At 63.8% G+C, this 23,430-nt stretch carries 21 protein-coding genes; 11 read left to right on the plus strand and 10 right to left on the minus strand.

Annotated elements, in window-relative coordinates:
* Position 1 precedes the first annotated feature (1 nt).
* From FCS99_RS02475 to FCS99_RS02485, 3 genes are all read right to left on the minus strand, one after another.
* The gene (locus FCS99_RS02475) at positions 2 to 400 is read right to left on the minus strand and encodes a hypothetical protein (RefSeq protein ID WP_138510183.1); all 399 of its coding nucleotides are present in this window, start codon (positions 398 to 400) and stop codon (positions 2 to 4) included.
* Positions 401 to 497: 97 nt separating this feature from the next.
* Positions 498 to 2,300, minus strand: coding sequence for a DNA helicase RecQ (gene recQ, locus FCS99_RS02480; protein WP_138510186.1), 1,803 nt, complete (start codon positions 2,298 to 2,300; stop codon positions 498 to 500).
* An 86-nt stretch (positions 2,301 to 2,386) separates the two neighbouring features.
* Positions 2,387 to 3,226 (minus strand): DUF2306 domain-containing protein, encoded by an 840-nt coding sequence (locus tag FCS99_RS02485; protein ID WP_138510188.1) that lies wholly within the window; start codon positions 3,224 to 3,226, stop codon positions 2,387 to 2,389.
* Positions 3,227 to 3,367: 141 nt separating this feature from the next.
* Here FCS99_RS02485 and FCS99_RS02490 point away from each other — a divergent pair, with 141 nt between their 5' ends.
* Positions 3,368 to 4,462 carry a helix-turn-helix domain-containing protein gene (locus tag FCS99_RS02490; protein WP_138510190.1) on the plus strand — a complete coding sequence of 365 codons (1,095 nt, stop codon included), beginning with the start codon at positions 3,368 to 3,370 and terminating at the stop codon, positions 4,460 to 4,462.
* Between the two features lie 72 nt (positions 4,463 to 4,534).
* On the opposite strand, the gene clpA is transcribed toward FCS99_RS02490, so the two are convergent.
* From clpA to FCS99_RS16200, 3 genes are all read right to left on the minus strand, one after another.
* Complete coding sequence (clpA, locus tag FCS99_RS02495) at positions 4,535 to 6,844, minus strand: ATP-dependent Clp protease ATP-binding subunit ClpA (RefSeq protein ID WP_138510192.1); 2,310 nt, start codon at positions 6,842 to 6,844, stop codon at positions 4,535 to 4,537.
* A 4-nt stretch (positions 6,845 to 6,848) separates the two neighbouring features.
* Positions 6,849 to 7,178: an ATP-dependent Clp protease adapter ClpS gene (gene clpS / locus FCS99_RS02500; RefSeq protein WP_138510194.1), complete on the minus strand. Its 330-nt coding sequence runs from the start codon at positions 7,176 to 7,178 to the stop codon at positions 6,849 to 6,851.
* 481 nt (positions 7,179 to 7,659) lie between these two features.
* On the minus strand, positions 7,660 to 8,307 hold the full coding sequence (locus FCS99_RS16200; protein ID WP_233352628.1) for a phasin family protein: 648 nt from the start codon (positions 8,305 to 8,307) through the stop codon (positions 7,660 to 7,662).
* 159 nt (positions 8,308 to 8,466) lie between these two features.
* Here FCS99_RS16200 and FCS99_RS02510 point away from each other — a divergent pair, with 159 nt between their 5' ends.
* The 7 genes from FCS99_RS02510 (at position 8,467) to rpmG (ending at position 17,213) form a co-directional block, all read left to right on the plus strand.
* On the plus strand, positions 8,467 to 9,759 hold the full coding sequence (locus FCS99_RS02510) for a D-alanyl-D-alanine carboxypeptidase (protein WP_138510196.1): 1,293 nt from the start codon (positions 8,467 to 8,469) through the stop codon (positions 9,757 to 9,759).
* Positions 9,760 to 9,897: 138 nt separating this feature from the next.
* Entirely contained in the window at positions 9,898 to 12,507 is a 2,610-nt protein-coding gene (gene topA, locus FCS99_RS02515; protein WP_138510198.1) for a type I DNA topoisomerase, read from the plus strand.
* 5 nt (positions 12,508 to 12,512) lie between these two features.
* Positions 12,513 to 14,777, plus strand: a complete 2,265-nt coding sequence (rnr, locus tag FCS99_RS02520; RefSeq protein WP_138510200.1) for a ribonuclease R — start codon at positions 12,513 to 12,515, stop codon at positions 14,775 to 14,777.
* On the plus strand, positions 14,774 to 15,454 hold the full coding sequence (locus FCS99_RS02525; RefSeq protein WP_138510202.1) for an NUDIX hydrolase: 681 nt from the start codon (positions 14,774 to 14,776) through the stop codon (positions 15,452 to 15,454). Before rnr ends, FCS99_RS02525 begins: the two co-directional genes overlap by 4 nt.
* A gap of 1 nt (position 15,455) precedes the next feature.
* Entirely contained in the window at positions 15,456 to 15,731 is a 276-nt protein-coding gene (locus tag FCS99_RS02530) for a hypothetical protein (RefSeq protein WP_138510204.1), read from the plus strand.
* 38 nt (positions 15,732 to 15,769) lie between these two features.
* The gene (locus FCS99_RS02535; RefSeq protein WP_138510206.1) at positions 15,770 to 16,945 is read left to right on the plus strand and encodes an MFS transporter; all 1,176 of its coding nucleotides are present in this window, start codon (positions 15,770 to 15,772) and stop codon (positions 16,943 to 16,945) included.
* 100 nt (positions 16,946 to 17,045) lie between these two features.
* Positions 17,046 to 17,213 carry a 50S ribosomal protein L33 gene (gene rpmG, locus FCS99_RS02540; RefSeq protein WP_138510209.1) on the plus strand — a complete coding sequence of 56 codons (168 nt, stop codon included), beginning with the start codon at positions 17,046 to 17,048 and terminating at the stop codon, positions 17,211 to 17,213.
* 57 nt (positions 17,214 to 17,270) lie between these two features.
* Here rpmG and FCS99_RS02545 read toward each other — a convergent pair whose 3' ends face one another.
* Positions 17,271 to 18,635 carry a PleD family two-component system response regulator gene (locus tag FCS99_RS02545; protein ID WP_138510211.1) on the minus strand — a complete coding sequence of 455 codons (1,365 nt, stop codon included), beginning with the start codon at positions 18,633 to 18,635 and terminating at the stop codon, positions 17,271 to 17,273.
* A gap of 11 nt (positions 18,636 to 18,646) precedes the next feature.
* A complete protein-coding gene (locus FCS99_RS02550; RefSeq protein ID WP_407658261.1) occupies positions 18,647 to 19,024 on the minus strand; it encodes a response regulator in 378 nt (125 codons plus the stop codon).
* 162 nt (positions 19,025 to 19,186) lie between these two features.
* Between FCS99_RS02550 and FCS99_RS02555 the strand changes: the two genes are divergently transcribed.
* Positions 19,187 to 20,095, plus strand: a complete 909-nt coding sequence (locus FCS99_RS02555) for an ROK family protein (RefSeq protein ID WP_138510213.1) — start codon at positions 19,187 to 19,189, stop codon at positions 20,093 to 20,095.
* The gene (locus FCS99_RS02560) at positions 20,092 to 21,393 is read left to right on the plus strand and encodes a DNA polymerase IV (RefSeq protein WP_138510215.1); all 1,302 of its coding nucleotides are present in this window, start codon (positions 20,092 to 20,094) and stop codon (positions 21,391 to 21,393) included. Before FCS99_RS02555 ends, FCS99_RS02560 begins: the two co-directional genes overlap by 4 nt.
* On the opposite strand, the gene FCS99_RS02565 is transcribed toward FCS99_RS02560, so the two are convergent.
* Positions 21,384 to 22,247 carry an alpha/beta hydrolase family protein gene (locus FCS99_RS02565; protein WP_138510217.1) on the minus strand — a complete coding sequence of 288 codons (864 nt, stop codon included), beginning with the start codon at positions 22,245 to 22,247 and terminating at the stop codon, positions 21,384 to 21,386. The two genes, FCS99_RS02560 and FCS99_RS02565, sit on opposite strands and share 10 nt — an antisense overlap.
* A 101-nt stretch (positions 22,248 to 22,348) precedes the next feature.
* Here FCS99_RS02565 and FCS99_RS02570 point away from each other — a divergent pair, with 101 nt between their 5' ends.
* Positions 22,349 to 22,810, plus strand: a complete 462-nt coding sequence (locus FCS99_RS02570; RefSeq protein ID WP_138510219.1) for a RidA family protein — start codon at positions 22,349 to 22,351, stop codon at positions 22,808 to 22,810.
* Between the two features lie 3 nt (positions 22,811 to 22,813).
* Here FCS99_RS02570 and FCS99_RS02575 read toward each other — a convergent pair whose 3' ends face one another.
* Complete coding sequence (locus tag FCS99_RS02575) at positions 22,814 to 23,383, minus strand: manganese efflux pump MntP (RefSeq protein WP_138510221.1); 570 nt, start codon at positions 23,381 to 23,383, stop codon at positions 22,814 to 22,816.
* Positions 23,384 to 23,430 lie beyond the last annotated feature (47 nt).

Raw genomic sequence — 23,430 nt, forward strand, 5'->3', positions numbered from 1 at the left:
CCTAGATCCGGACCGGCCGGACCGGCCGCGGTCCCAGGGAGCCGTCAAAGCTGAGGATCAGCAGAAGGGCAAAGATGGCGCCCTGCAGGGTGAAGGAAAACAGGGCCCAGGCATCGACGGCGACCATGTTGGAAAACAGGGTGTTCCCGGACATCAGGATCCATTCGCCCCGGTCCAGCATGAAGGACAGGATGAAGACCGGCAGGGCCAGCCGCCAGCGCAACAGCACCAAGACCAGCGTGACGCCGTTCATCACGACATGGGAAAAGAACAGGATTTCCTGGATCAGGCCCAGCGAGCGGACAAAATCGGCAGCCTGCTCGGCATCCGGCCACAAGCCCAGGCGCGCGGACACATCATGTCCCGCCCAGAACAGGCCATACAGAACCTGAATCGTCACCAGAACGATCAAGCTTCGGTGCATCCCATCCAGCCGGCTTTTCATGACAGTCCTTCCCAAGACAGGTACTCAGAACGCCATGAGTCTGCCGGGTCAGTCATCCCGGGTTGGCGGTGTCGTTCAGCCGTTCAAGAAAGATTTCGCCATAATCGGCCAGCTTCTTCGGCCCGACGCCTTTCACCTGTCCCAACTCTTCCAGGCTCTGCGGCCGGAGGGCTGCCATTTCCATCAGGGTCGCATCAGGAAAGACCACATAGGCCGGCACACCCTTGTCCGCCGCCAAGTCCTTGCGCAGCTGTTTGAGCCGGCCCAGAAGGTCGGCATCGACATTCTCCGGCAGGTCCTGGACGCTCCGGCGCGGCCCCGAACCGGTCTTCCGGGAAACATATTCACGGGTCTCTACCTGTGCCTTGCCCGCCAGAACGGCATCGCCGAGCTCCGTCAGACGCAAGGCCCCGAAACCCTCGATGTCGAGCGCCAGCTGGCCACCGGCCAGGCATTGGCGCACCAGGCTCTGCCAGAAGGGTTTGGGGCGCCCGGCACCAACGCCGAAAGTGGGCAGGCTGTCATGGCCGCGTTCGCGGATCTTCTCCGTGTCGGCCCCGCGGACGATATCGATGATGTGGGCGGTCCCGAAGCGCTGGCCGGTGCGGGCAATCGCGGACATCAGCATTTGTGCCTCACGTGTGGCATCGACGAGCTTGGGCGGATCCAGGCAGATATCGCAATTGCCGCAAGCCTCGTCCCGGTCCTCACCGAAATAGGACAACAGGACCTGGCGCCGGCACCGGGTCGCCTCGCAATAGGCGAGCAAGGCGTCCAGACGCTTGTGTTCGCGGCGCTTGTGATCCATGTCCTCGCCATCATTCTCGATGAACTGGCGACGCATGCGGGCATCGGACAGGCCGTAGAGCATCAGCGCTTCGGCATCGCCGCCGTCGCGGCCCGCGCGGCCGATCTCCTGGTAATAGGCCTCCATGGAGGCTGGCAGATCCAGGTGCAGGACATAGCGGATGTCCGGTTTGTCGATCCCCATGCCGAAGGCAATCGTCGCCACCATGATCACGGCCGGCTCGGCCATGAAGATTTCCTGGTGCTCGCGCCGCATCTCCGGTGACAAGCCGGCATGATAGGGCAAGGCCCGGTATCCGGCGTCTGCCAGCCGGCGGGCGGTTTCCTCGGTCGACTTGCGCGACAGGCAATAGATGATGCCCGAGACATCACGCCGGTCCTTCAGGAAATCGAGCATCTGCTCCACCCCCTTCTGACGCGGCATTACAGCCAGGGAGAGATTGGGCCGGTCGAAGCCATGGACCACGATCTCGCCAGATCCACCGAAGAGCTTGCGGGCAATGTCCTCGCGGGTCGCCGTATCCGCCGTTGCCGTGAAGGCGGCCAGACGGGCTTGGGGGAAATGCTGCCGCAGGGCGCTGAGCTGTTCGTATTCCGGCCGGAAACCGGCGCCCCATTTGGAGATGCAGTGCGCTTCGTCGACGACGAACAGGGCTGGTTCCAGACGCTGTAGCGCGCCGATCATGCGCGGTGTCATCAGGCGTTCCGGAGACAGGTAGAGAAGTTTGATCTGCCCGGCCTCGAAACGCCGCCAGTCGGCGACATTCTCCTCGCGCACCCGGCCGGAATGGATGGCGGCGGCTTCGACGCCGTTGGCCCGAAGCCCCGCAACCTGGTCATCCATGAGGGCGGTGAGCGGCGACACGACGATGGTCGGCCCATCCAGCAGCAGGGCCGGAACCTGGTAGCACAGGGACTTGCCGGCCCCGGTCGGCATGACACAGAGGGTCGGCTTACCGTCCAGGATATTGTCGACAATGTCCGCCTGCCCCGGCCGGAAGCCGGGAAAGCCGAAGACGTCGCGAAGAATCTCGGAGGCAGAAGGCATGGGGCCAGCATGCACGGACAGATGATCCGGTCACCTGCCAACATGCACACCGGCCCCGTATTCGGCCCGCCCTGCCCGCATCGGCGTCAGATATGCGGGCTCCACATCATCATCCAGGCTCCGAATACGCCCAGCGCGGTAAAGGCCGTCGCGGCCAGGACCACAGCGGACATGGCCAGTTTCACACCGCTGGAACGGCTGTCCTGGGCCCGCAGATAGAGTTCCAGCAGGATCCAGGGGATGAGAAAACTGCCCCAGGCGACGAAATTGTCGAACCAGCCGGACATGTTGCGGGACATGCCTGCTCCGCCTGACAGGATCGCCCAGCCCATATAACCGATCCGGGTGAACCAGACGCCGCTGACAAAGATGAAGAGCCGCATGGCCCAGCGGCGGTGCTGGTCGATCCGGCGGGCGATGGCGTGGCGCAGGGCAAAGCCCGCCGCAACGAGTATGAGAATGCCGTCCAAGGTCGTGCCCAGGGCCGCGAAATCATTGACCCGCGTGCCGCGCACCCAGATCAGCGCCATGCCGCCCAGAGCCATGAATACAGCGATGAGCATATAGGTCCGGCCCGTCCATCGGTGCACGGCCGGAAACCGCTTGCGAAGCGGCGGTGTCAGCTGGAGCAGTCCGCCGGCCGTGATCACGGCGGCCAGCAGGACGTGGCTGATGAAACCCAGATTCCCCCAGATGTCACCGGCCGTATAGCCCTCCATCAGGCCGGTCTCGTCCCAGCGCGCATACTCGCCGGCAACGGTCACCGGGACATAGGCCAGCGCAATGTAATAGACGAACATCCATTGCCCGGCCGCAGCGGCCAGGAACCAGAGCTTGGCCGATCCGGACAACAGTTTTCGCGACAGGGCCAGCCCTGCAATGGGCCCGCGGGACGGGGCAGCTGGCGCGACAGACGCTTCTCGCATGTTTCACTCCTTGTTAGTCACCGGCAGGGCTATGGGGATGCCGGCCTCGACATTCCCCTGCCAGAGCGGGGCAAAACCCGTCCTGCCGATTTGGAAATCGACCGGAATTCGGGCAAAAGAAGCCGATCAAGGAGTACGCAAATGCTGGATTGGGTCCTGGCCATCAAACTGGGGGTCGCGGCGATCGGCCTGACCTGGATCATCGGCATCGTCATGATGCCGAAACGTCAGACGCTTCATGTGGTCTGGGCGATCTTCTGTGGTGGCCTCGCTGCCGTCATGCTGCGCGAAGTGTTCACGCCCGCCCAGCTCGGCCCGATGGAACCGGTCCTGCTCATCGCAAGCTGTGCCTCCTGCAGCCTGTTCTGGCTGGTGGCCCGCGCCCTGTTCCGCCCGACCGGCGCAGTCGGCTGGCCTCAGTTGATTCTGGTCGGCGGCATCTTCGCGCCGACCGTGATCAAGCAGATCATGCTGGCCATGCAGACCGAAACCGTGCTGGGTACAGCCATCCAGGCCCAGGTTTTTGAGGGGCTGGGCGGATTCCAGACCCTGTTGAGCTCGACCGTCCTGGTTCTGTCCTTCTGGGAAGGTGTGCGCGGCTGGTCACCGAAACTGTCCGGCAATGAAAAGCGTCTGCGTGGCCTGTTTCTGGCGACCTTCGGTCTGTGTGTCTCGACCTGCGTCATGCTGCTGGATCATGGTGACGCCAATCTGCCCGCCTCCTTCATGGCCGCGACGCAGGCGGCCTGTGCCTTCGCGATCCTGATCGTGACCAGTGTCGCCGTGCGCTATCGCGAGCATCACCCCCTGCCCCGGCCGTCAGCCGGCACCAAGCCGGCCCTGGCTGCGGATGCGCAACGGGAGGCGCGCGAACTGGCCCAGCGTATCCGCGCCCTGATGGAACAGGATGCGCCCTATCTGGATCCGGACTTCAAGGTGGCGGGCCTAGCGCGCCGGCTGCGCGAGCCGGAATACAAGGTGTCCCGGGCGATCACGGCGGGCCTGGAAGCTCCGAATTTCAACCGCTATGTCAACGCCTGGCGAATCGAACACGCCAAATCCCTGCTGGCCGATCCGGAGCTGGCCCGTGAGCCGGTTCTCAATGTGGCGCTGGACAGCGGGTTTGCCTCTCTGGGGCCGTTCAACCGGGCCTTCAAGGATATGACCGGGCAAACGCCCCGGGCCTATCGCAAGTCCGCACGGGACAGCGAAAGCGGGTTGGCCCGCACGGCCTGACGGAGGACCGGTCTCACAAACAAGAACGGCGCCCCGCGGGGCGCCGTTCCGGTTTCAGGAGGATGGTGAGGATCAGACCTCTTCCTTCTTGTCCTTTTTCTTGGCGTTGCGCGGCAGGAGCCGGTCGCCAGGCGTGATGTGGAAGTCGAGCCGCTCGCTGTCGGCCGGATCGACATCGACCTTCACAAGCCCACCCTTCTTCAGCTCGCCGAACAGGATCTGGTCCGCCAGCGGCTTCTTGATGTGTTCCTGGATCACGCGCGAGAGCGGACGGGCGCCGAAGCGCTTGTCATAGCCGCGCTCGGACAGCCAGGCCGTCGCATCCGGGGTCAGTTCGAAGGTCACGCCGCGATCGATCAGCTGGGCTTCCAGCTGCAGGACGAATTTCTCGACCACACGACCGATGACATCCGAGGAGAGCGGTGCGAAGGGAATGATCGCGTCCAGACGGTTGCGGAATTCCGGCGTGAACAGGCGTTCCACGGCGGCATCCGCCTCATCCGTCTTCTTGCCGCGACCAAAGCCGATGGCTTCCTTCTGGGCGTCGGCGGCCCCCGCATTCGTCGTCATCACCAGGATGACATTGCGGAAATCGACCTTCTTGCCGTTCGAGTCGGTCAGCGTGCCATTGTCCATCACCTGCAGGAGGATGTTGAACAAGTCCGGGTGCGCTTTCTCGATCTCGTCCAGCAGGAGCACGGAGTGCGGATGCTGATCGACGGCATCGGTCAGCAGACCGCCCTGGTCGAAACCGACATAGCCCGGAGGCGCACCGATCAGCCGCGAAACGGCATGGCGCTCCATGTATTCGGACATGTCGAACCGGTGCAATTGCACACCCATGATCTCGGACAACTGACGGGTCACCTCGGTCTTGCCGACGCCCGTGGGGCCGGAGAAGAGGTAACAACCGATCGGCTTGTTCGGCTCGCGCAGCCCGGCCCGCGACAGCTTGATCGCCGTCGACAGCTGGGAGATCGCCTCGTCCTGGCCGAACACGACATGCTTCAGATCCGTTTCCAGATTCTTCAGCGAGGTCTCGTCGTCCTTGGAGACGGTCTTCGGCGGGATGCGGGCCATGGTGGCGACCACGGCTTCGACTTCTTTCACGCCAATCGTCTTCTTGCGCTTGGAAACGGGCTGGAGCCGCATTTGGGCACCGGCTTCGTCGATCACGTCGATCGCCTTGTCCGGCAGTTTGCGGTCGCCCATGTAACGCGCCGACAATTCCACGGCCGTCTTCAGCGATTCATTGGTGAAACGGACATCGTGGAAATCCTCGAAATAGGATTTCAGACCCTGCAGGATCTTGATGGCGTCCGGCACGGACGGTTCCGCGACATCGATCTTCTGGAAGCGCCGTGCCAGGGCCCGGTCCTTCTCGAAGTGCTGGCGGTATTCCTTGTAGGTCGTCGAGCCCATGCAGCGCAGACCACCATTCTGAAGCGCCGGCTTCAGCAGGTTGGACGCGTCCATGGCGCCGCCGGACGTGGCGCCGGCACCGATCACGGTATGGATCTCGTCGATGAAGAGGACGGCATTGTCCTTCTCCTCGAGTTCCTTGACGACCTGTTTGATCCGCTCCTCGAAATCGCCGCGATAGCGCGTACCGGCCAACAGCGACCCCATGTCGAGCGAGTAGATCGTGGCACCGGCGAGCACGTCGGGAACCTCGTTCTCGACGATCTTGCGGGCAATGCCTTCGGCGATCGCGGTCTTGCCAACGCCCGGGTCACCGACCAGGAGCGGATTGTTCTTGCGACGGCGGACCAGAACCTGGATGCAGCGCTCGACCTCGGAATCACGGCCGATCAGGGGATCGACGCCGCCCTTCTTGGCCTTCTCGTTGAGATTGACGCAATAAGCAGAGAGCGCGTCGCCATCCTTGGCCGGCTCTTCGGTTTCCTCGGCACCGCGAACGGCGCGTTCTTCCGACGAGCCCGGCTTGCGGCCGATCCCGTGCGAAATGAAGTTCACCGCGTCATAACGGGTCATGTCGCGTTCGGCGAGGAAGTAGGCCGCATGGCTTTCGCGCTCAGCGAACAGGGCCACCAGGACATTCGCCCCCGTGACCTCTTCGCGGCCGGCATTCTGGACGTGGATCACGGCGCGCTGGATCACGCGCTGGAAACCGGCCGTCGGCTTGGCGTCCTCGTCATCATCGACGACGAGTTCGGACAATTCATTGTCGACATATTCGGTCAGCGTGGCCCGCAGCTCGTCGAGGTCGACCTCGCAGGCCTTCATCACGGCGCTGGCATCCTGATCGTCCACAAGGGCAAGCAGAAGGTGCTCCAGGGTCGCGAATTCATGCCCACGCTCATTGGCGTAACCCAGAGCGCGGTGCAGGCTGTCTTCCAGATCTGAAGAGAAAGATGGCACCACTCTACTCCTTTTCCATTGTGCACTGGAGCGGGTGCTGGGCCCGCCGTGCTGCGTCCATGACCTGGGCTACCTTTGTCTCGGCAACCTCGTATGTGTACACGCCACACATGCCGACGCCGTTCTGATGAACATGGAGCATGATTCTCGCGGCATCTTCGGGCGTTTTTCGAAATATGCGGACGAGAATTTCGACCACAAACTCCATTGGCGTGTAGTCATCATTGAGTAGGAGAACACGGTAAAGCGAAGGTTTCTTGGTCGCTGGACGCGTCTTCGTTGCGAGGCCCGTGCCTTCTTCAATTCCGCTATCTTCTTGGTTTTTCTCGGTCATATTTTAAACGTGCTCGAATATTACTCTCGGCCTCACTCAGACAGATGGGGGCCCGTCTGGACAATGGAAAGACCCCGGCTGTGCACGGGTCCCGGACAAAAATATAACATGCCGGGCAAATTCTTTCTTCCCGTTTCGTGTGGAAAGACATATGAAGGGGCCCCCACAAATTGTGAGGGATCCACCGGATCACCTTCGGGCCCGGTCGGGGAGGACAGCGCCGTCAGCATCCAGAAGACTGGAGCGGGCGCACATGGCGGACGGCACGGCGCGATCTAGCCGCCGGACGTGTCCCGCCAAGACGCCTGGGCGACCCACCGCCCCAAAACCAACAGACCCAAAATCAAAGGGCCCGGTGCTAGTCGCCGGGCCCAGTCGGTCCCTTGCGGCTGTCCCGTCGCGGGCCACGTCGCTGGCAAAAAAAGGGCCCGGTGACGAATCACCGGGCCCAGTCGGGGAGGAAAAATCGGGTGCTGAAGCCCTAGTGGTTGGCTTGCGCCATCTCCATGGCAGCGGCAACGCGCGCATTGAGCGGCTTCAGCGAATCTTTCATCAGGCCGGAGAACAGGTCGGTCGTCTTGTTCAGCTCGGCAAGGTAGCTGTCGACAGTCGACTTGGTGAACTCGGACTGGATTTCAAACAGTTCCTGGACCGACTTGGCCGAGGCAAAAGCCTTGGTCGCGGTGACGCCTTCTTCCATCAGCGATTTCGCATAGGCGACGGCGTTCGCGTTGGCGGTCTCGATACCCTTGCCGGCGACGGTGGCCGAGGCGATCAGGGCATCCACGTTTTCTTTCTGGAAGTTGCTGGCTTCGGTGACCGATTTCAGCGTCTTCTCAAACCCGTCCTTGAGCGCTTCATTGCTCGCGGCGGTCATGCTCTCAATGGTCTGGTTCATGGCAAAGCTCGTTTCAGTGGGGGCTGAAGCCTTTGCGGGCTTGGCAGCCTGTTGGGGTTTGGCGGTCTTCAACTTGGGCTCCGCCGGCTTGCCCACTTTCTTCTTCGCGGTGGCCTTTGACTTCGCCACCGGCTTTTTCTTGACCGTCGCCTTGACCGTTTTCGGTGCAGCCGGAGCGGCTTTCGCCGCGGGCGCGTCCGTCTCGGTCGGGGTCGTTTTGACGTCGCTCATCGATCTAACTTTTGTTGCGACCGCTCTTCGCAGTCGCACAATAAATACCCAGCGCCCCGGGGTGCGTCAAGCGGTTTTTGTGCGGCGCACAATTTTTCGCTCATGCCCTATGAGACGTGCTTAACCGGCTGGAAACATGCCGCACCGCACACTCCCGGCATGCTTGGTTTCACACGCCTCGTTTCCTTCCTCTGTCTTGTCCTGGCAGCGCTGTCGCTGCCGGTGGGTGCCGCACAGGCCGACACCTCGCGCTATGCCGCCTTTGTCGTGGATCAGAGCACGGGCGTGGTGATGCATTCGCGTCGCTCCGATGCGAGCCGATATCCGGCCTCGCTGACCAAGATGATGACACTCTACATGTTGTTCGAAGCCATCGAGACCGGTGAGATCGGCCTGCAGGACCAGATCCGGGTCTCAGAAAACGCGTCCAATGCCGTCCCGTCCCGCCTGGGACTCGATGCCGGCGACACGATCACGGTGGAGACCGCGATCCGGGCCCTGGTCATCAAGAGTGCCAATGATGTGGCCGTGGCCGTCGGCGAACGCCTGGGCGGTGGTGAGAGCCGCTTCGCCACGCTGATGACGGAGCGCGCCGGCGAGCTGGGCCTGACCCAGACCGTCTTCCGCAACGCCTCCGGCCTGCCGGACCGGCGCCAGACCACCACGGCCCGTGACATGGCCCGGCTGGCCATCGCCCTGCATCGCGACTTCCCGCAATACTTCCACTATTTCAACGAGGACCGCTTCACCTATAACGGCCGCACCTATCGCAACCACAACTCGCTGGTCGGTCGTGTCGACGGGGTCGACGGTCTCAAGACGGGCTATATCCGCGCCTCCGGCTTCAATGTGGTCGTGTCCGCCGAGCGCGGCGACCACCGGATCGTCGCCGTCGTGATGGGCGGTCCCAGCGCTGCCGCCCGCGATGCCCATGCCGAGGAATTGCTGGAAGCCGCCTTCGGAACGCTGGAACAGCGCGAGGACACCCGCCTGTTTGCCGCCCTCGCCTCACCGCGGGTCAGCCCGATGCGCCAGCAGGAACTGATCGCGATGGATGTCGCGGCCCTGCACCTGGCCGAACCGACCGAAATGGGCTCCAGCCAGCCGGCCCCGCCGGTCCGGATTGTCCTGGCCGATGAAGACGAGATGGCACAGCCGCGCATTTCCGACACGGAACCGCCGACCCGTGCGCCTTCCCTGCTACGCGGCGCCTGGTCCGTTCAGGTGGGCGCCTACAACTCGGCCGATCAGGCGCGGGACCAGCTGGACCGGGTCACGGCCTATTCCCTGACCCTGAACGAGGCCCAGCCGGCCGCCCGTTCGGTCGATATCAATGGCAGCCGCCTGTGGCGGGCCCGCTTTGAATCCCTCACGGAAGACGAAGCCCGGCAAGCCTGCGAAGACCTCGAAGCCCGCCGCGAAGCCTGTTTCGCCGTCGCTCCCGGACGCTGATACCGACCGATTTCCACGCTTGTCCTGCGCGGCGGGCTGGAAACTTGTGGTCGGTTGACACAACCTTGCCCCTCGAACACTTTCGCGCGCCCTGGCTGCCACGGGCGGCCCACAAACCATGTCTGGACGCAATTGCCGATGAATGTCGTCGTCGTAGAATCCCCGGCCAAAGCCAAGACCATCAACAAATATCTCGGGTCGGACTACACGGTTCTGGCGAGTTTCGGGCATGTCCGTGACCTGCCCCCCAAGGATGGTTCGGTGAAGCCGGACGAGGATTTCGCCATGGCCTGGGAGGTCGACAGCGCCTCGACCAAGCGGGTGAAAGCGATAGCCGATGCGGTCAAGGAGAGCGACCGGCTCATCCTCGCCACTGACCCGGATCGCGAAGGCGAAGCCATTTCCTGGCACTTGCTCGAAGCGCTCGCCAAGCGCCGCGTCCTCAAGGATGTCGTGATCGAGCGGGTCGCCTTCAACGCCATCACCAAACAGGCCGTGCAGGAAGCCATGCGGCACCCGCGTGCCGTCGACATGGAATTGGTGAATGCCTATCTGGCCCGCCGGGCGCTGGACTATCTCGTCGGCTTCACCCTCTCGCCGGTCCTGTGGCGCAAGCTGCCGGGTTCGCGATCGGCCGGACGCGTCCAGTCCGTCGCCCTGCGCCTGATCTGCGACCGCGAACTGGAAATCGAAAAATTCCGGGCCGAGGAATACTGGACGGTCGATGCCGACATCACGGCCGGGTCCGATCCCTTCCGCGCCAAACTGGTCACGCTGAACGGCAAGAAGCTGCAGAAGCTCTCCATCCAGGACCGCGCCAGCGCCAATGCCGCCGTCGAGGCGATCAAGTCGGCCGATCTGTCGATTGCCTCCGTGGAGGCCAAACCGGCCAAGCGCAATCCGCCGCCGCCTTTCACCACCTCGACCCTGCAGCAGGAAGCCGCCCGCAAGCTGGGTTTCTCGGCGACCCGCACCATGCAGACTGCCCAGAAGCTGTATGAAGGCGTCAATATCGGCGGCGAAACGACCGGTCTGATCACCTATATGCGGACCGATGGCGTCTCCATGGTGCCGGAAGCGATCAGCCAGGCCCGGGATGTGATCGGCAAGGAACACGGCTCGCTTTACGTACCGTCCAGCCCGCGCATGTACTCCACCAAGGCGAAGAATGCGCAGGAGGCCCACGAGGCGATCCGCCCGACCTCCTTCTCGCGCCTGCCGCAGACGCTGAACCTAGACGAGGACATGGCGCGCCTCTACCAGCTGATCTGGCGCCGTGCCGTGGCCAGCCAGATGGAAAGCGCCCGCTTCGAGCGCACCACGATCGAGATTGCCTCCGCCGACCAGAAGACCGGTCTGCGCGCGACCGGGTCCGTGCTCCAGTTCGACGGCTTCCTGGCGCTGTACCAGGAAGGTCGGGATGATGAAGAGGATGAGGGCGAAACCCGTCTGCCCAAGGTGACACAGGGCGTGTCGGCCGAAGCGGGCAAGACCTATGCGGACCAGCACTTCACCCAGCCGCCGCCGCGCTTCACGGAAGCCTCTCTGGTCAAGCGGATGGAAGAACTGGGCATTGGCCGCCCGTCGACCTACGCCTCCACCCTGCAGGTCCTGCGCGACCGCGACTATGTCCAGATGGAGAAGAACCGCTTCCACCCGCTCGACAAGGGGCGCGTGGTGACGGCTTTCCTGGAGAATTTCTTCGCCCGCTACGTGGAATATGATTTCACCGCCGGTCTGGAGACCCAGCTCGACAAGGTGTCGGCCGGCGAGCTGGACTGGAAACAATTGCTGCGGGACTTCTGGACCGAATTCCGCGGTGCCGTGGACGAGATCGGCGATCTGCGGATCGGCGAGGTACTGGACGCGCTGAACGAGGCGCTGGCGCCCCACATCTTCCCGGAAAAAGAAGACGGGACCGATCCGCGCCTCTGCCCGTCCTGTGGCGAAGGCACCCTCTCCCTGCGTCTGGGCAAATTCGGCGCCTTCCTGGGCTGTTCGAACTATCCGGACTGCAAATTCACCCGCCAGATGGGCGAACAGGATGCCGAGCCCAAGATCGAGGGTGACGGCCAGGTTGCCATCCACCCGGAAACCGGCAAGCCGATCGTGCTCAAGGATGGCCGGTTCGGCATCTATCTGGAGATGGAAGTCGAGGGCGAGGACAAGCCGAAGCGCTCCTCCATACCTAAGGGCTGGGATGCCAAGGCGCTGACCGAGGCCCAGGCGATCCAGTTGATCGACCTGCCGCGCCTGGTGGGGGAACACCCCGATGACGGCCAGCCGATCACGGCCAATATCGGCCGGTACGGCCCCTATGTTCACCACGAGAAGACCTATGCGAACCTGCCCACGGTCGAGGAAGTCTTCGAGATCGGGCTGAACCGGGCCGTGTCGGTGATCGCCGACAAGCGCGCCAATGGTGGCCGCCGCGGCGCAACGGCGACAGCGCTCAAAGAGCTCGGCGAGCATGACGGCAAGCCGGTACGGATCATGTCGGGCCGCTATGGACCTTATGTGAAGTACGAGAAGATCAATGCCACCCTGCCCAAGGGGACTGAGCCGGACAGCGTGACGCTGGAACAGGCCATGGAATGGGTCGAGGCCAAGGCCGCCAAGGGCGGCAAGAAAAAAGCCCCGGCCAAGAAAAAGGCTCCGGCGAAAAAGAAGACCACGACGAAGAAAACCACCGCCAAGAAGACCACGGCCAAGAAGCCCGCCGCGAGCAAGAAGGCGGAGACGGAGTAGCCAGGATGGCCGGCGAACCGACATCTGACGCCGGCTCCCTGCGCGAGGCGGTCGTCGAGGCGATCAAGCTGGGCGAAGGCCAGTTCGGCAAGCGCGAGATTGCGCGTGCTCTCAAGCTGAAGGGCACCGAGGCCAAATGGGCGCTCAAGGATGCCCTGGCGGACCTGGAAGCCGACGGCCAGATCACGCGCAACAGCGACAAGACCTACACGCTGGCCGGCGCCCTGCCCGCCGTGACGGTGGTGGAAATCACCGACCGGGACACGGATGGCGAATTGCTGGCCACGCCGGTCCGCGCCGACCGGGCCGCACCGCGTATCCGTCTGGCCCCGGGCGAAGGTGCTGGCGGCAAGGGACAGACCGCCCTGGGCATCGGAGACCGGGCGCTGGTCCGTCTCTCACCGGATGATGAGGGCGGCTATGAGGCCCGCCTCATCAAGCGTCTGGGCCAAAGCGCGCACAAGATTCTTTGCGTCCTGCGCAAACCGTCATCCGGCCCGATGCGCCTGCAGCCGGTGGACCGGCGCTCGCGCCATGAACTCATTCCGGCCAAGGGCGAAGCCGACAAGGCCGAGGATGGCGATCTGGTTCTCTGCCAGATCGCCCGGGAACGCCGCCACGGTCTGAAGACCGCCGAGATCGTCGAAGTCATCGGTGATGCGACCGGCCCCGGTGCCGGCAGCATCATCGCCCTGTATTCGCACGGCGTGCCGCAGGGCTTCTCCGAGACCGAACAGCGCGAAGCCGACACGGTCAAACCGGCGAAGATGAAGGATCGCGAAGACCTGCGGGACTTGCCCCTCATCACCATCGATCCGGATGATGCCAAGGACCATGACGATGCCGTCTGGGCCGCGCCCGACGACGATCCCAAGAATGAAGGCGGCTGGCAGGTCATCGTCGCCATTGCCGATGTCGCCGCCTATGTGACGCCGGGCAGTGCGCTGGACCGGGGCGCCTTCAAGCGGGGCAATTCCGTTTACCTGCCCGACCGGGTGGTTCCGATGCTGCCGGAGCGCCTGTCCAATGATCTGTGCTCCCTGCGCGAGCATGAGGAACGCCCCTGCATGGCCGTGCGGATGGTGTTTGACAAGCAGGGCAATAAGACCGGTCACCGCTTCCTGCGCGGCTGGATGAAGTCTGCCGCCAAGCTCTCCTATACGCAGGCCCAGGCCGCGATTGATGGCGGCGATGGCGGACCGGCCAATGCGCTTCTGGACGAGGTTCTCAAACCGCTCTGGGGGGCTTATTTTGCCGCCCGTGAAGCGCGCGCCCGCCGCGAGCCGCTGGAGATTGACGCACCGGAACGCCGGGTCCGCGTCGGACCGGATGGCAAGGTGGCCGGGGTTGAGGTTCGCGAACGCTTCGATGCCCACAAGCTGATCGAAGAATTCATGATACAGGCGAACGTCTGTGCGGCGGAAACGCTGGAAAAGCACAAGACACCGCTCATCTATCGCGTCCACGAACAGCCGTCGAAGGAGAAGATCGAGGGCCTCGCCGCCTTCCTGCCGACGGTGGGCCTGAAATGGACGCGGGGCGAACGGGTCCAGACCGGCCGCTTCAACCAGCTCCTGAAACAGGCCAAGGCTTCCGAACACTATGAGACGATCAACGAGGTCGTCCTGCGCAGTCAGTCCCAGGCCGTCTATGACACGGACAATCAGGGCCATTTCGGCCTCAATCTGGACCGGTATGCGCACTTTACCTCGCCGATCCGCCGCTATGCGGACCTGACCGTCCACCGCTCCCTGATCCGGGCCCTGAAACTGGGCTCCGACGGCCAGTCGGACGAAGAGCGCTCCAAGCTCGACGTGATCGCCGAGGAGATCACCCATGCTGAACGCCGGGCCATGGCCGCCGAGCGGGATGCCGTGGACCGGTTCATCGCGCTCTACCTGTCCGACAAGATCGGCTCCGAATTCGCGGGCCGCATCACAGGGGTCACCCGCTTCGGCCTGTTTGTCCGCCTGCACGAGACCGGTGCGGACGGGCTGGTCCCGATCAGCACGCTGGGCCAGGAACGCTTCGAGCATGTCGAGGCCGAACACGCTTTGGTCGGGCTGGAAACCGGAACGCGTTTCCGACTCGGCATGTCCGTGACGGTCCGCATTGAGGAAGCCCAACCGGTAACCGGCGGCCTGCTGCTGGACATTCTCACGCCCGGCGAAAAGGGACCCAAGCCGAAATCCCGTTTCCGCCATGGCGGACCGCCCGGCGGTCGTCGCTCCGGCAAACCCTGGAAGGGCAAGAAGGGCCGACGCCGATGAGTGACGAGACCCCGCGCCCTGATATCAAGCCGATGCGGCCGAAACTGGCCGCCTCGCTGATCCTGACCCGCCCTGTCGCCGATACAGTGGAAGTCCTGATGGGCCGTCGCTCGTCGAAGCATGTCTTCATGCCGAACAAATACGTCTTCCCTGGCGGGCGTGTGGACCGGGCGGACCTGACAGCGCCCTATGCCCGCGATCTGGATCCGCGCGTGATGGACATCATGTCCCGTACCCTGCCCGCCCATCGCGCCCGGGCCGCCGCGGCCGCCGCCGTTCGCGAAACGGCGGAAGAAACCGGATTGCTGATTGCCCGGGACGGAGAGGTTCGCTCGCGCCACGCCAACTGGTCGCCCTTCCGTCAGCACAAGGCCGCGCCGGATCTGGGTGGGCTGAAACTGATCACGCGGGCCATCACCCCACCGGGCCGGACACGCCGGTTCGACACCTGGTTCTTCACGGCCGATGCCGGCGTCCTGTTCGATGACCGTCCGCCCTCGCCCAGCCCCGAGCTGGAAGACGTGCAATGGGTGCCGTTGGCCCAGACACGGGACCTGGACCTGCCCTTCGTGACGCATTTCGTGCTGGACGAGCTGGGCCGTGTCCTGCCGCCCGCGCCGGAAAACCCGCGCTGCATGCGGGCGCGCCACGGAAAAATGGTGCTGGAGGCGCTCTGAATTGGCCGACACTGCCTCCCCTCTGGCCCGCATGATCCGGTCGCACCCCGCCCTCGCCCTGGGCCTGCCCTGGGGGATGATCATGATCGTCGTCATGACGGCGTTCAGTGTGTTCCAGGGCCAGGCCTTCTGGCCGACCCTGGTCCTGCATGTACCGATCTACGGGCTGGGTGGTCTGGCCTTCGGGTTTGCCATGAAATGGCTATCCCTGCGGCAGATGAAGCGCCAGGCCGAAGCCCGCGACAAGCCTGACGATACGCCCCCGCCTGCCGCCTGAGCGAGACGGGAGACGCAGGCAGCGCTATAGCTCCTGCCATGCTCGCCCTGCTGACCGATATCCGCTATGGCCAGACCCGCGCCCTGATTGCGGCGATCTGCTGTGCCGCCGTGTGCGGAATCGTATTCGGCCTGTCCATGCCGCTGATCTCACTGCGCCTAGAATACATGACCGGGTCAGGGCTTGTCGTCGGGCTCAACGGTGCGGCGGCGGCCATTTCGACCTTGCTGATGGCGCCGATCGTGCCCCGGATCATGACGCTGGCCAGCCCGCGTTTCCTGCTCTGTCTGGGCCTGGTACTGGCCGGTGCTCTTTTCCTGCTTTTTCCCGTCTTCGTCAGCGTCGACGCCTGGTTCATCCTGCGCTTTGCCGTGGGCTGTCTGATGACGCTGGTCTTCGTGATTTCGGAGAGCTGGATCAACCAGGTCGTCTCCCCTCACCGCCGCGCCCTGATGCTGGGCATATACGGTACAGCGCTGGCTGGCGGATTCGGTGTGGGCGGATTGTTGTTTGCCGTGCTCGACCCCATGGCCGACACGGCGTTCTGGCTGGGCGCGCTGATCTTTGTAGCCGGCATCACTCCGGTGACCCTGCTACAAGGCCCCCAAGCGGTCCCGCCCGATGAGGAAGGGTCCTCAGTCCGGGCCATGCTGAAAGCGGCCGGCACGGCGCCGGCGGCGATTCTCGCGGGCCTGGCCTTCGGGGCGCTGGAGACCCTCGCCTTCTCTCTTCTGCCCGTCTATGGCGAGCGGATCGGGCTGGAGCATGCCTTGATCGGCGCCATGATGGTGGCGGTCGCACTGGGCGGATTGTCCTTCCAGATCCCGCTTGGCTGGATTGCCGACAAGACGGACCGGCGCGCCACCCTGTTCTGGATTGCCGCTTTCACGACGCTGTCGCCTCTGGCCATCGGACTGAGCGGCGGCCACCTCGCCGGACTGCTGATCCTGGTCTTCCTGCAGGCCGGCATGGCCAGCGGCATGTATTCGGTCGGTCTGTCCCTGCTGGGCGAGCGTTTCTCCGGCGGTGCCATTGCTGCGGCCAATGCCAGCTTCATTTTCGCCTATGGGTTGGGCAGTTTTGCCGGCCCGCCCATGGCCGGTGGCGCCATGGATGTGATGGGCCCCTGGGGGCTGTTGGTGACCCTGGCCGCCATCTCCGGCAGCTATGTCCTGATTGTGGGACTGCGGAGCCTGACCCGGCAGGCCGACTGACCGCTGACAGGTGTTGACTTACCCCCCTGCATGCGTATGTTCGCGCGCTCCCGCGACGGCATTGGGCCGTGACGCGTACCAAGTTTTATGGACCAGAGCCATGGCGAAGCCGACAACTATCAAGATCCGCCTGAACTCCACGGCTGATACGGGTTACTTCTACGTGACCAAGAAAAATGCGCGTACGATGACCGAGAAGCTCGTGCTGAAAAAGTACGACCCGATCGCACGCAAGCACGTCGATTTCAAGGAAGCCAAGATCAAGTAGGTTGAGGGTGCGATTTATCGCACCTCACTGAACGATTTCAGGCAATAAGCCTTTCAGTCAGGCCGCGGATGCTTCCGCGGCCTGAACTTGATTCCGGCCATCATGCTTGGCGGCGTAAAGCGCCACGTCGGCACGGCGGAGCAGGCTTTCAAAGGTCTCGCCGACCTGGGCCTGAGCCAGGCCGATACTGACCGTCACCGCGATATCCGTGCCGTCTTCCAGCAGGAAAGGCGTATCCGCGACCTCGGCCCGCAGGCGTTCGGCCGCGATCTGGGCTTCCGCCATGCCGGCTCCCGGCATCACCACCAGGAATTCCTCGCCGCCATAGCGGGCGGCCAGATCCAGGGCCCGCAGTGCGGCATGCATGCGCTTGGCAAAGCCCTGCAGCACATGGTCTCCCGCTTCATGGCCGTAAAGGTCATTGATCGACTTGAAGTGATCGATATCCGCGATCAGCACCGAAACCGGCGCGCCACCATTATTCGCCCCGGCCAAGGCCTGGCGCAGGCGCGATGAGATGTAACGGCGATTGTGAAGGCCCGTCAGTGGGTCCGTGACGGCCATTTCCAGGCTTTGATCCAGAGAGGCCCTCAGGCGGTCGGCGTAACGCTTGCGGCGCAACTGTGTCCGCGCGCGGGCATTCAGTTCGCCAGCATCGACCGGACGATGGATGATGTCATTCACACCCAGATCGAGGGCGCGCACGGCCTTGGCCACATCATCCGGGCTCACGACAGCGAGAATCGGCAATTGGCGGGTCTCGGCATCCGACCGGACCCGGGCACACAGACGCAAACCGTCATAATCGGCCGCCGTCAAATCCACGATCAGCAGATCGGTCCCGGCACGCGCAGCCGCAACGGCTTTGGCCGGATCCGTATAACAGCTCGGCGTCACGCTGTTCGGCAGCGCCGTTGCGTAACGTTTTGCGGCCCGCGGGTCTGCGGAGACGATGACCGCCTGATAGCCCTCGGCCTGCTCTTCATTGATGTCGGCGTGCAACTCAGCGAAGGCCGCGTTGGACTCGCGATAGCGCAATTCATCCAGCAGGGTTTTCAGACGCAGCAGGCTGCGCACCCGGGCGAAAAGGGCGACATCATCGATGGGCTTGGTCAGGAAATCATCGGCACCGGATTCCAGGCCGCGGATACGATCCTCGCGCTGGTCCAGCGCGGTGACCATGACGACGGGAATGTGGCGTGTGGACGGATCTGCCTTCAGCTTGGCACAGGTCTCATACCCGTCCATGCGCGGCATCATCACATCCAGAAGAATCAGGTCCGGCTGCTGGTTGCGGGCAACCTCGATGGCCTCGAATCCGTCGCTCGCCGTGCAGACATCGAAATACTCAGCCTGAAGGCGCGCTTCGAGAAGGCGCACATTGGCGGCCTGATCATCAACTACGAGAATACGCGCACTCACAGGCCAGCCCCCTAATCCAGGAACTGGCGGACGGTCTCGATGAAGGTTGTGACGGTGATCGGCTTGGAGAGGTAGGCTTCGCAGCCGCCCTCCCGAATACGCTCTTCGTCCCCTTTCATCGCGAACGCCGTGACAGCGACCACGGGAATTGCCGACAGCGATTCGTCATCCTTGAGCCATTTGGTGACTTCGAGGCCGGAGACTTCCGGCAACTGGATATCCATGAGAATCAGGTCGGGCGTATGCTCACGGGCGAGTTCGAGCGCCTTGAAGCCATCCTTCGTCTGCAAGGTCTCATAGCCATGAGCCTCAAGCAGATCGTTGAAGAGCTTCATGTTCAGCTCGTTATCCTCGACGATCAGGACCTTTTTCGGCATGACCTGCAGCATGTCGGTGACGCGCTTCCCGTGTAGTGCACGCTTTTTACGTGCGTGTTTAACCCCGCCTGCATCAAACCCGATCTTCCTTACCAAACCATGAGTCAAAGGGCACTTTTCCGGTCCAAAGGAACAAGATAAGAACAAATTTGTTCAAGAAAAGGCCGGGAGCGTATGACAGAGGCGGGACCCAACCGGATCGGGATCGACCTGGGCGGCACCAAGACGGAAGCGGTGGTGATGCGCCCGGATGGCAGTCTGGCCGCCCGGGAACGGATCGCCACACCCCCCGCCTATGCCGAAAGTCTCGAGGCCATCACCGCACTGGTCGCTCGCCTGGAGGCCGATTCCGGTCCCTGCCGGATCGGCCTGGGCCATCCCGGCTCGCTGAACCCGGCGACCGGCCTGATGCGCAATGCCAATTCCACCTGGCTGAACGGCCAACCGCTCCAGCGTGATCTGGAGACCCGTCTCGACCGCCCGGTCCGGACCGCCAATGATGCCGACTGCTTCGCGCTTTCCGAGGCACGCGACGGCGCCGGGGCCGGTTACAAAACCGTATTTGGTGTCATCCTGGGTACGGGCGTGGGCGGCGGGCTGGTGATGGCCGGGCAGCTTCATGCTGGTGCCGGCAACAAGGCCGGGGAATGGGGCCATAACCCGCTGCCCTGGCCTGTCGCCGAAGAATATCCCGGCCCTGATTGCTGGTGCGAGAAGCAAGGCTGTCTGGAAGCCTGGCTGTCCGGACCGGGCCTGGCAGAGGACCACCGGATCCGGACCGGCGAAACCCGGGACGCGGCCGAGCTTTTGGCCGCGGACGATGCTGCGGCCCGCCAGACACAGGACCGCCACGCGTCCCGCCTGGCCCGCGGCCTGGCCCATGTGATCAATCTGATTGATCCGGACGTGATCGTTCTGGGCGGTGGCGTTTCCAACGCTCCCGGACTCGCGGAACGGGTGGAAGCGGCCCTGCCCACCCTGGTCTTCGCTGATGGTATCCGGACACCGGTCCGGCGCCATGCCCACGGCGACAGTTCCGGGGTGCGCGGCGCCGCCTGGCTCTGGCCGGATCAAGCGGAATGAGCGGGCAGCCGAGCGATCCGGGCTATTGCCGGGCCTGCCTGACGCCCTTGTCCGGTGGCGAACCTGCGTGTCCGACCTGCGGGTCGCACAAACTCCTGCGGCATGCCGAGATCAATACATTGTCGATCGCCCATATTGATTGCGACGCCTTTTTTGCCGCGATCGAGAAACGGGATGATCCCTCCCTGGAAGACAAGCCGGTGATCATCGGCGGCGGCCAGCGCGGCGTGGTGTCGACCTGTTGCTACATCGCCCGCATGGACGGCGTGCATTCCGCCATGCCCATGTTCAAGGCGCTGAAGGCCTGTCCCGATGCCGTGGTGATCAAGCCGGAGCACGGGAAGTACACGCGCGAGGGATACCGTATCCGGGACATGATGTGTGACATCACCCCGCTGGTGGAGCCGCTCTCCATCGACGAAGCCTTCCTGGACCTGACGGGCACATCCCGCCTCCATCATGCGCCGCCCGCCCTGACCCTGCTGCGCCTGCAGCGGGCCATACGCGAAGAGGTTGGCATCACGGTGTCTGTGGGCCTGTCCTTCAACAAATTCCTCGCCAAGACGGCCTCCGACCTCGACAAGCCGCACGGCTTCGCCGTGATCGGAGAAGCGGAGGCCCAGGACTTCCTCGCCCAGCGTCCGGTGCGGGCGATCTATGGTGTCGGTCCCGCCTTTGCGGCCAAGCTGGAGCGCGACGGTATCCGCACCCTCGCCGATATCCGCCGTCAGGGCGACAAGGCCATGGCCCAGCGCTATGGCGATATGGGCTACCATCTGTCCCGGCTCTCCCGGGGCGAGGACACGCGCAAGGTCTCGCCGGTCCGCGAACGCAAGAGCGTGTCGAGCGAAACCACGTTCAACGCGGATCACGACGACCGCGACGTGCTGGAAAAACAGCTCTGGCGCCTGTGTGTGAAAGTCTCCGACCAGATGAAGGCCAAGGGGATCGCCGGATCAGTCGTGACGCTGAAACTCAAAACCTCGGACTTCAAGTCCCGTACCCGCCGCCGCACCCTCTCAGAGCCCAGCCAGCTGGCGGACACGCTGTTCCGGGTCGGCCGGGACCTGCTGGCCAAGGAAATCAACGGGACACGCTATCGTCTGATCGGCACCGGCTTTTCCGACCTTCGGGATGCTGTGGGCGATGCCGCCGACCTGCTGGATCCCAATGCGATCCGCCGCGCGACGGCCGAACGCGCCATGGACAAGGCCCGTGAGAAATTCGGGGGCGATGCGGTGGTCAAGGGGATCGGTTTCCGGTCGAAGCCGAAGCGGAAGCCTGACGATCAGAGATAGGTGTCGAACCCGTTGAAGGGCATCGGCCAGAAGCCTTCCGCGCCGCGCCGGAACGCCCCCGCATGATCAATTCGGCTTGCCCCCACATCCTGCGGTGCCAGGCGCAGAATTTCGGGTCGGGAGGCCGTGTAAAGGCTCATCAATTCGCGCACGGAGCGTTCCGAGGCCAGTGCGTCATCGGTGAAGGTGTAATTGCGGATCGGCGTCGTGACCCGGTCGAACCGGGCCCCCTCGATTTGGTCCAGCACATCACCGAAATAGCGCGGCTGGAAGGCCCAGTCCCGCCATTGGCGGAAGACCGGGGCCGGCAAGGCCGTGCCGCCCCAGATTCCGCCTTCCGGGATATAGCCCTTCAGCGCAAGGCAAGCCGGGCCATAGGCCAGCCAGAAGAAAAGCGCCTTGGGGCGGTAAGCCGGATCATGCGCGCCCCAATAGCCCGAGCCGACGCACACAAAGGCATGCGCCCGGGCCCGGTCTTCATTGTCGGCAAATCCGACCAGATGACCGCCCACGGAATGCCCCAGGGTGAAGAGCGGCTTGTCCGGGGCCAGTGCAGCGGCTCGGTCCAATGCGGCAGGAAAGTCGAGCCTGCCCCAATCCAGGATATCTGCCTGAAACCCCTTGAGCTGCGCGGGCGCCGACCCGCCAATCCCGCGATAATCATAGATCAGACACGCATAACCCTGTTCGGCCCCGGCCAGCGCGATGCGGCGATACACGCCTTTGGGAAACCCCGTCCCCGAGGAAATCAGTACCGCCGCCTTCGGATCGGCTGGCGCAATGATGCGACCGGACAGGGAATACCCGTCCCGCGCATCAAACCGGATCTCGCTTTCCTCGATCAACTGGGTCATGCCGGCAGTGTGCCGGATGACGTGCGCGTCAAGTCAAGAAGGTTGATTGCATGGCGTCGAGACACGACTAAATTCCCGACAGACAATCCGAGGAGAATCCCATGTCCGCGATCGATACCCGCCTGGCCGAGCTCGGCATTGACCTGCCCGAACCGGTCGCCCCTGTGGCCAATTATGTGCCCTTTGTGCAAACCGGCAGCCAGGTTTTCATTTCCGGCCAGGTCTCCCTCGGGCCTGACGGGCTGGTGAAGGGCACGCTGGGCGGTGACATGGATGTCGCGGCCGGTCAGGCTGCCGCCCGCCTGTGCGGGATCAATCTGATTGCCCAGCTCAAGGCGGCCTGTGGCGGCGACCTGTCGCGCCTGAAACGCGTTGTGAAACTGGGTGGCTTCGTCACCGCGGCACCGGGCTTCACGGACATTCCCTTGGTGATCAATGGCTGTTCCGACCTGATGGTCGAGGTGTTCGGGGATGCCGGCCGACACGCCCGCTCAGCCGTCTCCTGCCCGGCCCTGCCGCTGGGCGCTGCCGTGGAAGTCGACGGGATTTTCGAGATTGCGTGACGGTCAGCCGGCGGTCATGTGGCTGACAAAGATCGATACACCGATCAGGATCAGCGTGGTGCCGCCGGCGATCTCCGCCCAGCCGCCCAGTCTTTCCCCGACTTTCGGCCCGATCCGGTAGCCGATGGACGCGATCAGGAAGGAGGACGTCCCCACCATCAGGGCCGTCCAGACGGGCCCGCCGGACACGGCCAGCGCCACGCCGACAGCAGCGGCATCGATACTCGTGCCCAGGGCCGTGATGACCGTGCCACCGAGCGTCGCCCGGACGGGCGCTGCCGCCTCGTCTTCCGCCTCTCCGCCAATCCCGTTGCGGATCATCAGCCCGCCGATCACGCCCAGCAGGATAAGCGCGATCCAATGATCCAGCGCCGTGATCCAGTTTTCGGCGATTTGCGCCAGTGACCAGCCGGCCAGGCACATAAGCCCCTCCGACAGGCCGAAAACGGCCCCCGTCCGCAAAGCTTCCGGCGTCCGCGCGCCCGGATGCCCGGCACCGCGCGCCAACGCGGCGGCGAAAGCATCCGTGGACAGGGAGAGACTGGTCAGGACAAGCAGGATCGGAGACAGCATGCCTTCCCTTAGGCAGGCGCCCGGAGAGAGGCAAGCCAAGCCGCACA

It is taken from the genome of Maricaulis alexandrii, from assembly GCF_005871165.1.
Taxonomy (GTDB): Bacteria; Pseudomonadota; Alphaproteobacteria; order Caulobacterales; family Maricaulaceae; genus Maricaulis; species Maricaulis alexandrii.

What these genes read in the sequence shown, in the direction of transcription:
- recQ (WP_138510186.1), bottom strand. Translation starts at nt 2,300, where the DNA reads ATGCCTTCTGCCTCCGAGATTCTTCGCGACGTCTTCGGCTTTCCCGGC.
- FCS99_RS02485 (WP_138510188.1), bottom strand. Translation starts at nt 3,226, where the DNA reads ATGCGAGAAGCGTCTGTCGCGCCAGCTGCCCCGTCCCGCGGGCCCATT.
- FCS99_RS02490 (WP_138510190.1), top strand. Translation starts at nt 3,368, where the DNA reads ATGCTGGATTGGGTCCTGGCCATCAAACTGGGGGTCGCGGCGATCGGC.
- clpS (WP_138510194.1), bottom strand. Translation starts at nt 7,178, where the DNA reads ATGACCGAGAAAAACCAAGAAGATAGCGGAATTGAAGAAGGCACGGGC.
- FCS99_RS16200 (WP_233352628.1), bottom strand. Translation starts at nt 8,307, where the DNA reads ATGAGCGACGTCAAAACGACCCCGACCGAGACGGACGCGCCCGCGGCG.
- FCS99_RS02510 (WP_138510196.1), top strand. Translation starts at nt 8,467, where the DNA reads ATGCTTGGTTTCACACGCCTCGTTTCCTTCCTCTGTCTTGTCCTGGCA.
- topA (WP_138510198.1), top strand. Translation starts at nt 9,898, where the DNA reads ATGAATGTCGTCGTCGTAGAATCCCCGGCCAAAGCCAAGACCATCAAC.
- rnr (WP_138510200.1), top strand. Translation starts at nt 12,513, where the DNA reads ATGGCCGGCGAACCGACATCTGACGCCGGCTCCCTGCGCGAGGCGGTC.
- FCS99_RS02525 (WP_138510202.1), top strand. Translation starts at nt 14,774, where the DNA reads ATGAGTGACGAGACCCCGCGCCCTGATATCAAGCCGATGCGGCCGAAA.
- FCS99_RS02535 (WP_138510206.1), top strand. Translation starts at nt 15,770, where the DNA reads ATGCTCGCCCTGCTGACCGATATCCGCTATGGCCAGACCCGCGCCCTG.
- rpmG (WP_138510209.1), top strand. Translation starts at nt 17,046, where the DNA reads ATGGCGAAGCCGACAACTATCAAGATCCGCCTGAACTCCACGGCTGAT.
- FCS99_RS02550 (WP_407658261.1), bottom strand. Translation starts at nt 19,024, where the DNA reads ATGCTGCAGGTCATGCCGAAAAAGGTCCTGATCGTCGAGGATAACGAG.
- FCS99_RS02555 (WP_138510213.1), top strand. Translation starts at nt 19,187, where the DNA reads ATGACAGAGGCGGGACCCAACCGGATCGGGATCGACCTGGGCGGCACC.
- FCS99_RS02560 (WP_138510215.1), top strand. Translation starts at nt 20,092, where the DNA reads ATGAGCGGGCAGCCGAGCGATCCGGGCTATTGCCGGGCCTGCCTGACG.
- FCS99_RS02565 (WP_138510217.1), bottom strand. Translation starts at nt 22,247, where the DNA reads ATGACCCAGTTGATCGAGGAAAGCGAGATCCGGTTTGATGCGCGGGAC.
- FCS99_RS02570 (WP_138510219.1), top strand. Translation starts at nt 22,349, where the DNA reads ATGTCCGCGATCGATACCCGCCTGGCCGAGCTCGGCATTGACCTGCCC.
- FCS99_RS02575 (WP_138510221.1), bottom strand. Translation starts at nt 23,383, where the DNA reads ATGCTGTCTCCGATCCTGCTTGTCCTGACCAGTCTCTCCCTGTCCACG.